Below are 14,457 nucleotides of genomic sequence, written 5' to 3'. Positions count from 1 at the left end.
CATGCCCACGCGCTTCGGCCCCGTTGTCGTCCCGCTCGACCTGCGCTCGGGGGCGGCGGCACTCGACACCCCCCAGGCACTCCGGGCCCGCGTCGCCCGCCGACTCGCCCAGGCCGGTCAACCCGAGCCCGACGACCCGCTCTTCCTGGTGACCGACACCCCGGCCGGGCTCACCGACCACCAGCGGCAGTACGAACTCCTCGCCGCCTACCGGGCCGTGGGGGAGGTCAGGATCCTGGTCCTGCTGGTGGGCAGCGCACCCGGTGCGTACGCCGGTGAGGACGAGTCGTTCCGGCCCGACCGGCGGCTGCTGCGCCCCGCCGTACTGCGCACCGACCGTACGGCCATCCTGTGGGCCGGTGACCTGCGCTCCGCGCGCACGGCACTGGAGCAGCCCGCGCCCGACGACCCGGACGCGCTGGCCGTCCTCGTCGACGTCCTGTCGGTCCCGGACGTCTACCGGCGCGTCCTGAAGGACCTGGCGGCACTGCCCGACGCCGTCGCCGCACCCGGCGTACGCCTCCTGGAGCAGGATCTGCCCCCGGAGACACGCGACCGGGCCTGGCGCGACGCGCTCACCCGGTTCGCGGGCCACGACACCGACCACGCGCCGCCGACCCCCCTCGGGTCCGGCGCCGATCTCCCGGACCCGCTGAGGGCGTTGGCGACCGGGCGCGGCGGCCGGGACCAACGGCACCGGCAGCCGAACGGCCCGGCGGAGGACACCTACCGGGCCTGCGCGGACGCCCTCGACCACGCCGACGAGGCACTGGCCGGCCTGCGTACCCTCCCCGGGCTGCTGCGCCCCTCGCGCCGCACCGCCTTCGAGGCCGACCTCGATCAGGCCCGCCAGTCCCTCGACGCCTACCGGGACCTCGTCGGCAGGGCCCTGCGCAGCGGCACCGGCACGACGTCCTCGACCGCCGAGGCGGCGGCCCGCCTCACCGACCTGGGCCTGCGGGTGCCCACGGCGGAGGGCATGCGCGACCGGATCGGCGAGGGCCTGCGCGAGTACGCCGAAAAACTCCTCGCCCAGGGCCTAGCCCTCCGCTCGGTCGCCCACCGCTTCACCACCTTGGCGGGCCAGGTGGAACCGCTCCCGAGCTCGGCACTGACACGAAAACTAACCGAGCTCGACAGCACCCCGTCCCCTCCAGGGGCGCGAGGAACTGCGCGACAAGCCACAACGAACCCGCACCCGACACCCGACAGCACCCCGGCTCCCTCAGGGGCGCGAGGAACTGCGCGACAAGCCACAACGAACCCGCAACCGACACACGACGTCTCCCACGGTGCACCAGCCGCAGCCGCAACCTTCACCGCCGCCCTCCTGGGCGCCCTCTGGCAAGCCCCGCTGCAAGCGCTCGCCCTCCTCGTCCCCCTGCTCTTCGTCACGATGGCACTGCTCGGCACGTCCCGCCTGCGCGGCGCCGGACGCCCCGGCCGCTGGGCAGTGGGCCCCCAGCTCGCGGCCTTCGGCGGCGCCCTGACCGGCGCGCTGTTCGCGTACGCGACCGACCCGGCACCCTGGCTGGGCACGTCCGGTCTGCTGCTGGGCCTGTGCGCGGCGGCGGAGACGGCCCGCCGTCTCTGGCGTACGGCGGCCGACGCCTGGGCACCGGGCCACGCCACCGCCGCACTCCGCCGCGCCCTCGCCGGCCTCGACGCCCTGCTGGCCCAGGGCGTCCGGGAACACTGGGCGGTCGAGGAGCGCCTGAACTGCGCGGACGCCGCCCGTTCCGTCGCCGGTGTGCTGCGGGCGACGGCAGCGGCGGCGGAGGCCGAGGCGGTACCCGAACCCGAGCGGGCGACGGTCGGAGGCGGCAACGGCGCGTACGGAAGGTACGGCGCCGCAGGCTCCACGGCGGACGACTGGCTGTCGAGCACGCCGGACGCGTTCTCGGGGGCCGGCGACGCGGCTGCCGACGTGGCCGACGAGAAGGGCCGCCACGACGACTGGATGAGCGCCTACGCCTGGCCGGACACCCCCTGGGACGACCCCGACGACACCACCGACCCCGCGGACACGGTCACCGACCCCGACGAACCCCCCGTACCCCCGTCCGTACCCCCGTCCGCCCGGACACCGCACCCCGCCCCGCCGGACTCCCCGGGGGCGAACGGCGCCGGGGGGACACCGCGTTGGCTGGACCGGGAGACCGGCGAGGGCGGGCCGGAGCTGGTCGCCACGCTCGCCGCCGACCTCACCGACGCCGCCCTGGAGGCGATGCGGTCCTACTGGGGCGCCGTGGAACGCGGCCAGGCCGGCACGCGCGCCGCGACCCGTATCGAGGGACGGGTCGCCGAACTCCTGTCGACGGCCCGCAGGCATCTGCGCCACAACGGGGTCCTCGCCCCACCGCCGTTCGCCGCACCCCGCCGTACCCGCGCCACCTCGGCGAACCTGCTGGGCACCGACCCGCACGGGCTGGCCGAACTGGTCGGCGCGGAGACCGACCGGCAGGCCGTGGTCCAGCTGTCCTCGCCCGACCAGAGCACGCTGCTCAGCCGCGACCCGGCGGCGGCGGTCTGGATCAGGTTCGCGCCCCTGGCCGTACGCGACGAGGTCGAGAAGGCCTGGCGTACGAACGGTTCGAGCCGGTCGCAGGAGGTGGAGTGGACGTCGTCGGGACGGTACGCGGGCCTCCTCCGGCTCACCCCGCTGCGCCCCGGCGTGGTGGAGACCTTCCGTCCCCGCGACGACGGTGACGGCGACGGGCACGACGGCCGGTACGGCAGCCCGCACAACGACCCGTACGACGGCCCGCACAACGGCACCTACGACCGAGCGGACGGCGACCGATGGTGACCCGCACCACCCACCCCGGGCCGGAGCATCCGGCGGACCCCGAGGGACCCGCCGACGCCAAGCTCGGCTTCAGCACCCCCTCCGGCCGCCGCCACGTCGCCCGGGTCCGCTTCGGCCCCGAGTCCCGGCGCGATCCGCGACTCCCCGCGCTGATCCGCAACGCTCTGCTCGACGACCGGCGCCAGGGCCGGCGCTGCGTACAGGTGCGGCTCTCCGCCGCCGACGCTACGACACCGGCCGCCCGCGCCCTCCTCGACACCGAGGCGGGCACCGCGCTGAGACTGCACCGGCTGGTCGACGGCACCGAGTTCGCCCCGCTCTTCCCCCGGCTCATCGGCTACGAACTGGACACCGACGAGCCGTTCCTCCTGTACGACCCACCGCGCGGCGCCACCGCCGCGAGAACCCACGTCATGTCGTCGACCGACCAACGCGTCCTCACCCGCGACCTGATGCTCGCCCTGTGCCTGCTGGACGACCAGGGCCTCGTCCCGCGCGGCATCTCGCCCGCCACCGTGCTCTGGGACGGCGCCTCCCTCCAGCTCTGGGGACTTGAGGGAGTGGCCGACGCCGGCCGGCCGCGCACGGACTGGGGACAGGCCCCCTACTCCTCGCCCGAACAGCGGCGCGGCGAGGGCCACATCGACTCCCGGGACGCGGTGTGGAGCGCGGCCCAGGTCCTCTACCGTCTGGTGACCGGCCGCCCCGGCCACCCCGACCGGTCCCCCGCCGACCTGGCCGAACACCGGGTCCTCGACGAGACGTTGCGCGACGCCTTCGCCCCCCGGGCGACCGCCCGCCCGTCCCCCGCCCAGCTCCTCGACCTGCTGGCCCCCGGAACATCCCGCCGGGCCACCGTCCTCTCGCCCCCCGACGGGACCCGCGAGGACCGGGAGGCGTTCGAACAGGCCCTGCGCGCCAAACGACAGGCACCCCTGGCACCCCCGTCCGACATCGGCCCCGCGACCGGGCTGACCGAGAGCGAGGTGCTCTGCCCGTACTGCCTGGAGACCATCCAGCTCGACCTGAGCGCGCTGTACGTCACCGACGCCCGGATGCAGTACCAGCCCCTGAACCTCGCGGGCGTCGGCAAGCTGCGCCGCCAGGACGTGATGCGGGGCGCCGTGCAGAAGTGCGCGGCCGACCCGGACTTCCCCGAACACTTCATCCCCGTGCCGTATCTGACGTACGGCCGTCCGCTGACGGTCGCGATGGTCGGCCAGTCCTCCACCGGCAAGAGCCATCTGCTGACCCAGATGATCGCCGAGATCACCGACGGCGGCCTCGACCCCTTCGGCCTCTCCTGGCAGTCCGTCAACCCCGAGCAGCATGCCCGGTTCGTACGGGAACGGGTGCAGCCCCTGCGCAACGGCCGGGTCCTGGACCACACCACCGGCGTGGGCCTGACCGGCTTCGCCCGGTTCGTCGAGTCCCTCCTCATCACCGACGCCCACGGCCAGGTGCGTCCCGTCGCCTTCTTCGACCTGGGCGGCGAGGACCTCGTACGGACGGACGCTGCCCTGCGGTTCCTGCTCGGGGTGGACGCCCTGGTCTTCGTCGTCGACCCGCTTCTGGCGCTCCCCGTACCGCAGTTGGACCACGCGAGGGAACGCGGGGGCGTGGCGGTGAACCGGGACGGCGACCTCGCCTTCGCGACGGTCCTGGACCGGCTCCCGAAGACGGGCCCCTACCTGGAGGTGGCGGCCACGATGGTGCTGGGCAAGGCGGACCTGCTGCGCTTCCAGTCCCCGGTCGACCGCTGGCTGGCCCGGGGTCCCCTCACCGCCCTCGACCCCGCCGTGCTGCGCGAGGAGAGCCAGGACGTCCACGCGTTCCTGCGCCGCCACGCGGGCCAGGCCTGGCTGCGCCCCTTCGACGCGATCCGCCGGTGCACCCTGCACGTCGCGTCGGCCACCGGCGGCCAGGAGGACCAGGGCCGCTATCCGACGGGCGCGGCTCCCCGGCGCGTACTGGAGCCGCTGCTCTCGCTGCTGGCGATGCACGGCCTGATCGACGTCCCGGGCGGCCCCGACGCGTTCGCGAGGGGCGAGTCGGCGGCCTGGGAGGCGGTACCCGCGGAGGGCTCCGCCGACGGGGAGCTGCGCGTACCCGGCGCGCGCGGAGCCGGGGGACCCGGACGGCAGCGTGACCGGGAACGGGAGCGGGGAGGAGAAGAGAAGTGAGCGAATTCAGCGAATCTTCCGAATTCCAGGAGGCGTCCTCGATACTGTCGGCGTCCTCGGTGCATCAGATCGTCTTCCGGTGGGAGGGCAACCAGGGCCGTCAGGGAAGCACCGGCATGAAGGCCGTCGCCCACTCCTGTTCCCCCGAGCGGGCCGAGCGACTGGGCCGCGAACTGGGCCCGTTGCTGTGGGTGTCCGGCCCGGGCGCGGCCCGCCCCAGCGTCGTGCGCACCCTGTCCCACGACGGCGAGGTCCTGCTCGTCCGGCGCTGGCCCACCATGGACCGTGCGGGCCGGCCCAGCACGGCCAGCCACGTCCTGACGGGCGCTCCCGCCACCCTGAACATGCGCCGGTGCCTGGGCATGGCATACGGCGGCTGGAGTTCCCGGGAGTTCGCGGAACGGGCTACGGGCCCGAAGCCGGTGATCGACTGTGCGCGCCTCGACGAACTCGCGCACGAGCGGCTGCCGAAGATGGAAGCCCGGCTGGAGCACGTGCGGGGCGCGCTGATGATGGCGACGGCGGAGTGGCTGCGCGACCCGGCGCAACGGGTGTCGCTGCTGGTGGGGGAGGAGAAGCCGGCGGGCTGGCCGGCTCAGGACGAGGCCGCGCTGGTCTACCTGGGTCTGTTCCTCCTCTTCGACGACTGGACCGGCCGCGACTGGACGTTCGCGACCTACGACACGGTCGACACCCACCCCCTGCGTCTGACGTCCGTCCCCCGCTGGGAACAGGAGACCGGCGGCTCCGGCCCTCTGGCCAGGGTGATGGGCGGCAGGGCGACGGACGCCCGTTTCGAACACCGGGCGGCGTACCGCCTGGTCGATCACCTCCTGACCCACCGGGGGGCTCCCCCGGGCGTGCCCCAGCTGACGAAGGAGCTGCGCGGCGGCGCGACGATGGACTGGGAGCGGCGACGGGATCTGCTGCAGAAGATCCTGAGCACGGAACACCGGCAGGGCGGCACCCGTACGGAAGCGCCGAAGGAACGGCCACCGCAGGAACCGCCACCCACGGAACGGCGCCACGAGCACGGGGAGAACCACCACCAACACCCGCCACAGCAACAGCGGCAAGAGCGACAGCAGGAGCCGTACCGCGCGCCGACGTACGAGAAGCCCCAACCCCAGCCCCAACCCCAGTCCCAGCTCCAGCCCCCGTCCACCTACCAGCATCATCAACTCCACGACGACCTGCGCGGTGACGAGCGCGGGGACCAGGTGGAACACCGCATCCTGATGGCGCTGTTGCAGGACGCTCCCGACGACGTACTGTTCCGCGAGCTGCTCCAGGCCGACGAACTCCCCCCGAGATCACTGGAGTTGCTGCTGTCCGAACTGGGCAACCCCCAGCGCCGCGAGACGCGCCCCCGGAAGATGCGACAGGACCTGTGCGCGCAGGTACTCCGCAACCATCTGTACCTGACGCCCCACGGACAGACCAGGGAGTCCATGTCGGGCACGGCCCTGGCAGACCGGGCGGCGCATCTCTTCTCCTGGGCCGTGGCCCCGCTGGCCCGCGAGGAGGAGTATCTGCACGACCTGCACGAAATGCTGTACGCCATGGTCCGGGCTCCGCACCCCGTCTGGACCAACTGGCTCTCGCGGACGCTTGTTTCCCCGACGAACGGCGAGGTCCCCGACCTGCCGCCGTCGGTCTGGCAGCAGATCCTGCGCGACGTGCTGGTCCGCCCGGCCGGATCACAGCCGGCCGCTCTCCCGCCACCGCCCACCACCACGCCGCAGTCCCCGGCCCCCTTGTCCGGCCTCGACAAGCTGACGAGCGACGTGGGCTGTGTGGTCGGGGCGTGCGTCACGATGATCGTCGTACTCATCGTGATCGTGGTGATCGCCATGTGAGGGAGACACCCCGCGCGAGGGAGACACCCCCTGCAAGGGAGGTACGCTGACCGTCTTTTTTGGGACAGCAGCGAACGGGGAACACCACATGCCCAGCAGGAAACGCCTGATGGTGGCCGGTCTGACGATGCTCCTCATGGCCGGACTCGGCGCGTGCGGCGACGGGAAGGACGCCCCACGGGGGGACTCCTCCGCCAGCGGGAACAACGGCAGCGGCAGCGGCAAGTACGACAGCGCCCCGCAGCCCACTCCGGAACCGACCACCGTCTCCGGCCTCCGTGGCACCGTCCGCCACATCACCCGCAAGACCGCCAAGGCCACCCGCCCGCACCTGGTCAAGAAGTGCGCGCTCACCACCGAGAAGGTCAAGCACACGTCGCGTACGGGCACGGGCAGCAAGAAGAAGACGCGTACCTGGTACACCACCGAGAGCTCCCAGAAGTGCACGAAGGTACGCAGCGGCACGGAGACGTACACGCGGGTCGTACGGCAGGAACGCTGGTGCGTGAAGCTGGACGACGTGAACGGCGACAAGGCCAAGGACGCCGTCTGGTACCAGGTCACCCACGCGACCTACAACGAGGCCGCCGCCGCGGACCGGCTCACCCTCCTGAAGTTCACCCCGAGGTCCACCGGCTGCTGAACGGTCACCGGTGACGTCCGGTTCCCCCAATTAGACAGCGAGTCAAGTTACTCAACCGTAACCCTCCGACTGCTACCCGAGGTAACCGACCAGTAGGTACGGTCCTGGCGAACCAATCAGTAGGGAGAGGCGGCCTCTTGGCGTCTCCCGGTTCCTCTCTGCTTCCTGCCCCACTTCACAGGAGGTTCGCCATGCCCGCACGCAGACGGCTCCTGGCCGCAGCGCTCACCGCTGCGACCTGCCTGGGCGCTCAGGTTCTCTCGTACACGACAGCCACGGCCTCGGACGCCTCCTCCGCTACGGAGGCGGTCGTGTCCGGGGGTGTGGAGATCCCGGCGTTCTACACACCCCCGACCACGCTCCCCGCCGCCAACGGCGCGGTGGTCCGCTCGGAACCACTCCCCCTGGCCATCTCCCTCCCCACCCTCGACGGCCCGCTGCCCGGCCGGGCGACCCGCCTGATGTACAGGTCCACGGACTCGAACGGCGCCCCGGTGGCGGTCACCGGCGCGTACATCGAACCGACGGCGGCCTGGAAGGGCGGCGGCGCCCGTCCGCTCGTGGCGGTGGCCCCCGGCACGATGGGACAGGGCGACCAGTGCGCGGCGTCCATGGGCCTGGAGCACCCCCTGCTCCTCAACGGCCGTACGGTGTCCGTCGGTTATGAGGACGTGGCGATCTACCGCCTCCTCGCGACCGGCGCCGCCGTGGTCGTCACGGACTACGCCGGCCTGGGCGCGACGGACCGCCTCCACACGTACGTCAACCGGCTCGACGAGGCCCACGCGGTACTGGACGCCGTACGCGCCGCCCGCTCCCTCCCCGGCACCTCGGTCACGTCCGCATCGAGGGTGGGCCTGTTCGGCTACAGCCAGGGCGGCGGAGCGACAGCGGCGGCAGCGGAACTCCAGCCTTCCTACGCCCCCGACATCACCCTCGCCGGCACCTACTCGGGCGCCCCACCGGCCGACCTGGCGTCGGTCACGAAGGCGATCGACGGCAGCGAACTGGCGGGCGCGCTCGGCTGGTCCCTCAACGGCTTCCTCCAGTCGGACCCCACGCTGAGACCACTGGCGGAGGCCCATCTGAACGCGGCGGGCAAAGCGGCCATGACCGACCTGTCGACGATGTGCGTGGGCGACGCCCTGCTGCACTACGGCTACGCGAAGAGCACGAAGTGGACGACGGACGGCGAGTCCCTCTCCGACATCATCGCGTCCACCCCGGCCCTCCAGACCTTCCTGAACAGCCAGCGCATCGGCACCCTGAATCCCCAGGGCCCGGTACGCGTCGCAACAGGGACCAGCGACAACCTGGTCCCGCACAAGCAGGCCCGCCGCCTCGCCAAGGACTGGTGCGCGAAGGGCGCGAACGTCACGTACGTGCCGGTGATCCTGCCGAACGTGGTCAGCCCTCTGCTGAACCACGTCACTCCCCTCCTCGCGGACCAGGGAAACGCGGTCAACTGGCTGACAGACCGCCTGTCGGGAAAGCCTGCTACCTCGAACTGCGGGGTGCTGCCGATCCTGCCTTGAGGCGGTGTGCACTCCGGTCAGCCGACCTCATCAGCCGACAGGACCCGGCCGGGACCGGGACCGACCCCGATCCCGATCCCGGTCGCGGTCGCGGTCGCGGAACCACGCAGCCGCCCCCACCAGCGCCGCCACCCCAAGCCCGTACAGAGGCAGCCACAGAGTCGTCGTGGCCGCCAGGCACTCGGCGACGGCCTGGCGGGCCTGGGCCTCCTGCGCGAACGCAAGGGCAGCCTGGTCGTTGCCGGCCAGGTTCCCCAGCGCGGCCCTCACGTGGAGGGCCTCGTACCTGCCCGTCAGCTCGCACTCCCTGCGCGTGCCCGGCATCGGGAACAGCCAGGCCCGGCGCTGCAGCAGGGGAGCGAGTGCGACCGCCACGCACAGGCCGACGACCAGCGCGTACGCGACCAGGCCGCGCATGTACGCCGAGCGGATGTCCGGCGTCCACTGCGCCCGGCGCTGGAAGGCGAGGATCACCGCGAGGAGCGTCACCCCGATGAACGTGGCGAACCACTGCCACGAACCCTGGGCGAGCGCGAACGTCAGCACCGCGGCGAGTCCGATGCCGATGACCCCCGGAGCGGGAATGTCGTCGCCTGCCGCGACGGACGCCGGCCTCGGTGTCACTCGCGGGCTGGGATCAGTCACGGCCTCTCCTGCGTGGGGAGGCGTCAGCATCCGCCGCGGGGTGCCGCGGCCCTGGGCACCATGCCGTACGGGCCTTGGCGCCTCGCCCGGATGGCCCGCACCTGTCGAGGACGGACGGGCGCTCCGCCGGTTACAGGGTACCGGTGCCCGGCGCGAACCGGCTGTTGCTCACTTACGGGTGATGGACCGGAGCCGGGCGAGGTGGCGCGCCATGGCGGACAGAGGACACGCCCCAAGGCCCGTAAGAGCGCATGGCTTTCCAGGACGTCAACGGACCGCAGAGGTGACATAAGTGGGTGTTACATCCGAGAGTCACGGAAATGCGGTCAATAGGTAACACTGCGCAGTTTTCCTCCCCAACTCCCGCACATGAGGGACAGAGTGCGGATGTGCGGCCAGCCGGCCGCCACCCGCACACCGCATCCACTCCCGCGGCGGCCACGAAGGCCGTCGGCGGGAGGGCGCCCGCACCTTGCAGGAGAATTCTTTGTCCGCTTCCGCTTCTGTCACTGCCCGTCGTCTCGCCGCCGCCGCGCTCGCGGCCGGCGCTCTGGTCGGGGCGGTGTCACTGCCCTCGTCGGCTGCCGACCACACGCGCCCGGACCGCCCGAACGTGGAGATCTCGGCCGTGCAGTACGCCTCCCCGGGACGCGAGGACCGTTCCCAGCGTTCGCTGAACAGGGAGTGGGTGGAACTCACCAACACCAAGCGCCACACCGTCAACCTCGACGGCTGGACCCTCAAGAACAAGGACGGCCGTACCTACACCTTCCACCACTACAGGTTGGAGGGCCGTGCCACCGTCCGCATCCACACCGGTGAGGGCCGCGACACCCGCACCGACCTCTTTCAGGACCGCCGCAACTACGTGTGGGACAACCGCACCGACACCGCGACCCTGCGCAACGACCACGGCCGCTTCGTCGACGACGAATCATGGGGCCGCGACCGTCACCACGGCGACAACCGTCACGACGAGGACCGCCATCACAACGGCAACCGCCACTGACGCTCCACACCAGGAGCGGCTGATGGCTGACCACGCCACCCGCACACGCGCATGAAACGCCGGCGCGCCGGTCCCGTTCGGGGGCCGGCGCGCCTCTCTCCCATTTCTGCGCTGGGCCAGGTGACCGCTTCGGACTACAAATGTCGCCACCTGGCCGTAAGGTTTCGGCATGTTCGAGACAATCCGTTGGCGCTGTCACGTACACGCGAACGACCGCCACGCCGCCGAGCGGGTCGTCGGGCGTCTCGCGGTCCGGTTGGATCGCTCGGTCGAGATGGAGACCTACGAGCGATACTGCAAGTTCCCCGAACTCGCCGTGCTGCGACTGGCCTCGCCGCTCGGGTGCCCCACTCCGGAGCAAGCGCTGATGGCGGCTCTCGAGAGCGCGTGGAAGTTCGCCACGCCATGGAGCCTCGGCAGCCAAGAAATAGGCACCCACCACGAGTTCACGGGCATCGCCGCCGCCAACACCGGCGCACAGTTCAGCGTCCCGGGCATCGAATGGATGGAGTTCCACGTCACCGACCGACCGTGACGGACTCTCCGGGATCGGTCAGAGAAGTTCCCGCCAGAAGGAAACCGTCGCTCGGGGATCCCAACCCTCGTCGACCTGGAAGCGCTGGATGCCGGCCCACACCGACGGATGCAGTGTCGCGCCCTGCCCCCAGTCCGGATCACCCTGGACCAGCCTGCGCTCATGCTCGTCGGTAACATCGATGTCCAATCGAAAGAGGATCACCACCACGCGAATGGCGGACGCCCCCAGGTCAGCTACCTGGGGGCGTCCGTGGCAGTACCAAGCCAGGCTCAGCTTCCTACGGGAAGCAGGAGCCTCCTATCCCCCGAACGTCACCACCAGGTGCCCGTCGGATGCGAACGACCAGTGCAGGGCGCCCGCGTACGACGAGCAGCGCGCGCCGTTCGTGCCCGACCAGAACTGGTTCGACGTGTCGGAGTTGCCGACGATCCGGTCGTTCGTGCCGCTGCCGCTGCGGCAGGACGTGTTCGTGCGGAACACCGACGTACCGCCGTCGAAGTTGAAGTTGCGCTCCGTGTTGTCGATGCTGACATTGTCCGACACCGTCATCGTGCCGGGGTTGCTGTTCCAGGTGAAGCCGTGTTTGCCGTTGCCGTAGGCGATGCTGCGCCGGACTATGTGGTTGACGGCGATGTCGTCGCCGCCGAGCTTGTAGCCGTTGCGGTCGCCGTTGCCGGCCTGGGAGCCGTCGGTGAGGGTGCCGTTCTTGTAGGAGAGCGAGTCCTCGATCGTCACCGGGCTGATGGGGCCCGTGTCCGCCTTGGTGTAGAGGTCCCAGCCGTCATCGATGTTGTTGTGGGACACGGCGTAGCGGAAGACGTTGCCCGCGCCCGTCGTCAGTTTCGCCGCGAAACCGTCCGCGTCCTCGCCGTCCGAGTCGGCGTTGTCGTGCGACTCGGCACTCAGGATCAGGTTGTTGGCGGGCCAGTCGGCGGCCGGGGTGGTGGAGGCGATACGGCCGAGCTGGAGGCCCGTGTCACGGTTGAAGCGGGTCACCGTGCGCTCGACGACGTTGTTGCTGCCGCCGACGTAGATGCCGTTGTCACCGGCGCGTTCGACGACGAGGCCCTTGATGTGCCAGTAGTTGGCGTTGAGCTGGAGGCCCCGGTTCGAGGAACTCTCGGTCTGCGCCGAGAAGTTGAGGACCGGAGTCTCACCCGGGTAGGCGGCCAGGACGGTACGGGCGGACGCGGTGCCGTTGTTGCCGACCGGGATCGTCACCGTCGAGGCGTAGTTGTACGTGCCGCCGCGTACGTAGATCGTGCCGCCCGCCGTGATGCGGCCGATCGCGGAGGTGAGGGTCGTCGGCGCCGACGACGTGCCCGCCGCGCTGTCCGTGCCGGACGGGGACACGTAGAGGGCGGAGGCCGTGGGGGGTGGTGTGGTGCCGCCGTCCGGGACGTTGGCGTCGAGGTAGTCGATGTTGGGCAGGCCCGCGGCGGCCGTCGGGTTGAGGCGGATGGTGTTGTTGCCCGCGACCACCGGCACGGTCAGGGTCTTCGTCGTCCACGCCGTCCAGGTGCTCGTGCCCTCGAACGACGCCGTCGAGACCGTCGCACCGTTCACGATGACGCTCACGGAACGGGCGGTGGTGGTGCCGTTGGCGAACCGGACACCCAGTGTCGCCGTGCCCGATGCGGGTGCGGATACGGTGAACTGGGCATACGAGCCAGTCGAGTTGGTGCCGTTGCAGAATCCGCTGCCGGAGAAGCCGGTCCAGTCGGAGTCGATGGTGCCGGTGCAGACCGCTGGCGTGGTCTCGGCCTCATACCGCGTGGTCGCGGCCTGTGCGGTGGTGCCGGAGAGCGCGACGAGTGTGCCTGCCAGCAGGCTGACGCACGCGATGACGGGTCTCAGTTGCATCGTGGTTCTCCATCTCCAGACGGTTGGACGAGGCGGAGGATCTGCTGCCGGACCGGATTGGAAAGCGCTTTCTCTCGGAAGTTAGAGGGGTGGTCCTGGACACGTCAAGAGTCGCGTACTTGATCGTTGTTCACATGGATGGACGACTGAAGCCGGTTTTGGTCACCTCGCATGCGTGGGTGCGTGCCCGAACGCTTGGCCGTCCGCTGGGCGGACGACCACAACCCAGGGCGTACCTCCGCCGTCTCACATGGCGTCACTGAATCCTGAATCTGAATCCTGAATTCGCTCAAGTGCCCATGTGGCCCTGGAGGTTACTCGCATGCCCTCTTCCCCCACCCGTCGTCGTACGACACGCACCGCGTCAGCATCGGCACTGGCGTTGACGCTGGCCCTCGGTGCCGGACTGGCGGCCGTTCCGCTCGCGCTGGCCGCCGGTACCGCCGGTGCCGCGACACCGTCCGCCAAGGCCGAAGTCAGCTTCAACGACCAGGAGTTGACCTACACGGCCGCCGCCGGCCAGACCAACAAGCCGACTGTCACCGAGTCCTACGCCAACGCCACGGACATCACCTTCGTGATCGACGACGTCGTTCCGATCAGTGTCGGGCGCGGGTGTGCCTACCCCAGCGCCGCCGACCACACGAAGGTCCTGTGCACCGTTGTCACCGTGGACAGCCAGAGCCCGTACCAGATCATGCGGATGAACCTCGGCGACGGCAATGACGTGGTCGACTTCACCAACAAGAGCGACGAGACCTACCTCACCACCGCGTTCATCCTCGGCGCGGGCAAGGACAGGCTGACCGGCCGGGGCGACCTCGCCGGCAACTTCGTGGACGGTGGGGCAGGCGACGACACCATCAGCACGGGTAACTCGTTGCGCGTGGCCGGCGGTGACGGCAACGACACCATCACCACCTCCGGTGACATCGTCGAGGGCGGCAAGGGCGACGACGTGATCCGCGGCGGCGCCGGGGGCCAGTCCCTGAACGGTGACGACGGCAACGACACGGTCTACGGCGGAGCCGACGACGACAGCCTGCTCGGCGGCAAGGGCAACGACGTCCTGTACGGCAACGACGGCAACGACTACATCTGGGGCAACAGCGGCAACGACAAGCTGTACGGCGGCGCCGGCCAGGACGTCCTCTCGGCCGGCGCGGGCACGAACGTCGTACGCCAGGCCTGACGGTTGGTCGTAGAACGCCACATGCCACAGGGTCGGCCCTGGCGGCAGAGGCCCCGGATCTCTCCGGGGCCTCTGCCGCCAGGGCCGACCTGGTAGGACGTAGGCAGTAGGACGGAGGACGTACGGAATCAGACGGCCGCCTCGTCCAGGCGGTGGAAGGCCGGAACAAGGGTGTGGCCCG

At 70.9% G+C, this 14,457-nt stretch carries 11 protein-coding genes; 8 read left to right on the top strand and 3 right to left on the bottom strand.

From position 1 onward, the window contains the following. Position 1: 1 nt before the first annotated feature. From QA861_RS23415 to QA861_RS23395, 5 genes are all read left to right on the top strand, one after another. The gene (locus QA861_RS23415; RefSeq protein ID WP_334590671.1) at positions 2–2,809 is read left to right on the top strand and encodes a hypothetical protein; all 2,808 of its coding nucleotides are present in this window, start codon (positions 2–4) and stop codon (positions 2,807–2,809) included. Further along, positions 2,803–4,992 (top strand): serine/threonine-protein kinase, encoded by a 2,190-nt coding sequence (locus tag QA861_RS23410; RefSeq protein WP_334590248.1) that lies wholly within the window; start codon positions 2,803–2,805, stop codon positions 4,990–4,992. The genes QA861_RS23415 and QA861_RS23410 overlap by 7 nt, the downstream gene beginning before the upstream one ends. Beyond that, entirely contained in the window at positions 4,989–6,851 is a 1,863-nt protein-coding gene (locus QA861_RS23405; protein ID WP_334590247.1) for a hypothetical protein, read from the top strand. Before QA861_RS23410 ends, QA861_RS23405 begins: the two co-directional genes overlap by 4 nt. Before the next feature lie 88 nt (positions 6,852–6,939). After that, positions 6,940–7,494: a hypothetical protein gene (locus tag QA861_RS23400; RefSeq protein ID WP_334590246.1), complete on the top strand. Its 555-nt coding sequence runs from the start codon at positions 6,940–6,942 to the stop codon at positions 7,492–7,494. Between the two features lie 191 nt (positions 7,495–7,685). Then, complete coding sequence (locus QA861_RS23395) at positions 7,686–9,029, top strand: alpha/beta fold hydrolase (protein ID WP_334590245.1); 1,344 nt, start codon at positions 7,686–7,688, stop codon at positions 9,027–9,029. 30 nt (positions 9,030–9,059) lie between these two features. Here the strand turns inward: QA861_RS23395 and QA861_RS23390 are convergent, their stop codons facing one another. After that, positions 9,060–9,674, bottom strand: a complete 615-nt coding sequence (locus QA861_RS23390) for a hypothetical protein (RefSeq protein WP_334590244.1) — start codon at positions 9,672–9,674, stop codon at positions 9,060–9,062. Positions 9,675–10,161: 487 nt separating this feature from the next. On the opposite strand from QA861_RS23390, the gene QA861_RS23385 reads away from it, so the two are divergent. Together QA861_RS23385 and QA861_RS23380 are read left to right on the top strand one after the other, a co-directional pair. Further along, positions 10,162–10,683, top strand: coding sequence for a lamin tail domain-containing protein (locus tag QA861_RS23385; protein WP_334590243.1), 522 nt, complete (start codon positions 10,162–10,164; stop codon positions 10,681–10,683). 169 nt (positions 10,684–10,852) lie between these two features. Next, positions 10,853–11,218, top strand: coding sequence for a hypothetical protein (locus QA861_RS23380; RefSeq protein WP_334590242.1), 366 nt, complete (start codon positions 10,853–10,855; stop codon positions 11,216–11,218). Between the two features lie 18 nt (positions 11,219–11,236). On the opposite strand, the gene QA861_RS23375 is transcribed toward QA861_RS23380, so the two are convergent. Further along, entirely contained in the window at positions 11,237–11,407 is a 171-nt protein-coding gene (locus QA861_RS23375) for a hypothetical protein (RefSeq protein WP_334590687.1), read from the bottom strand. Between the two features lie 111 nt (positions 11,408–11,518). Next, positions 11,519–13,084 carry a right-handed parallel beta-helix repeat-containing protein gene (locus QA861_RS23370; RefSeq protein ID WP_334590241.1) on the bottom strand — a complete coding sequence of 522 codons (1,566 nt, stop codon included), beginning with the start codon at positions 13,082–13,084 and terminating at the stop codon, positions 11,519–11,521. Positions 13,085–13,406: 322 nt separating this feature from the next. Between QA861_RS23370 and QA861_RS23365 the strand changes: the two genes are divergently transcribed. Beyond that, complete coding sequence (locus QA861_RS23365; RefSeq protein ID WP_334590240.1) at positions 13,407–14,276, top strand: calcium-binding protein; 870 nt, start codon at positions 13,407–13,409, stop codon at positions 14,274–14,276. Positions 14,277–14,457: the final 181 nt, after the last annotated feature.

This window comes from Streptomyces sp. B21-083 (assembly GCF_036898825.1).
In the GTDB taxonomy this organism is placed as follows: Bacteria; Actinomycetota; Actinomycetes; order Streptomycetales; family Streptomycetaceae; genus Streptomyces.
This window is presented reverse-complemented; position numbering and strand designations above follow the sequence as displayed.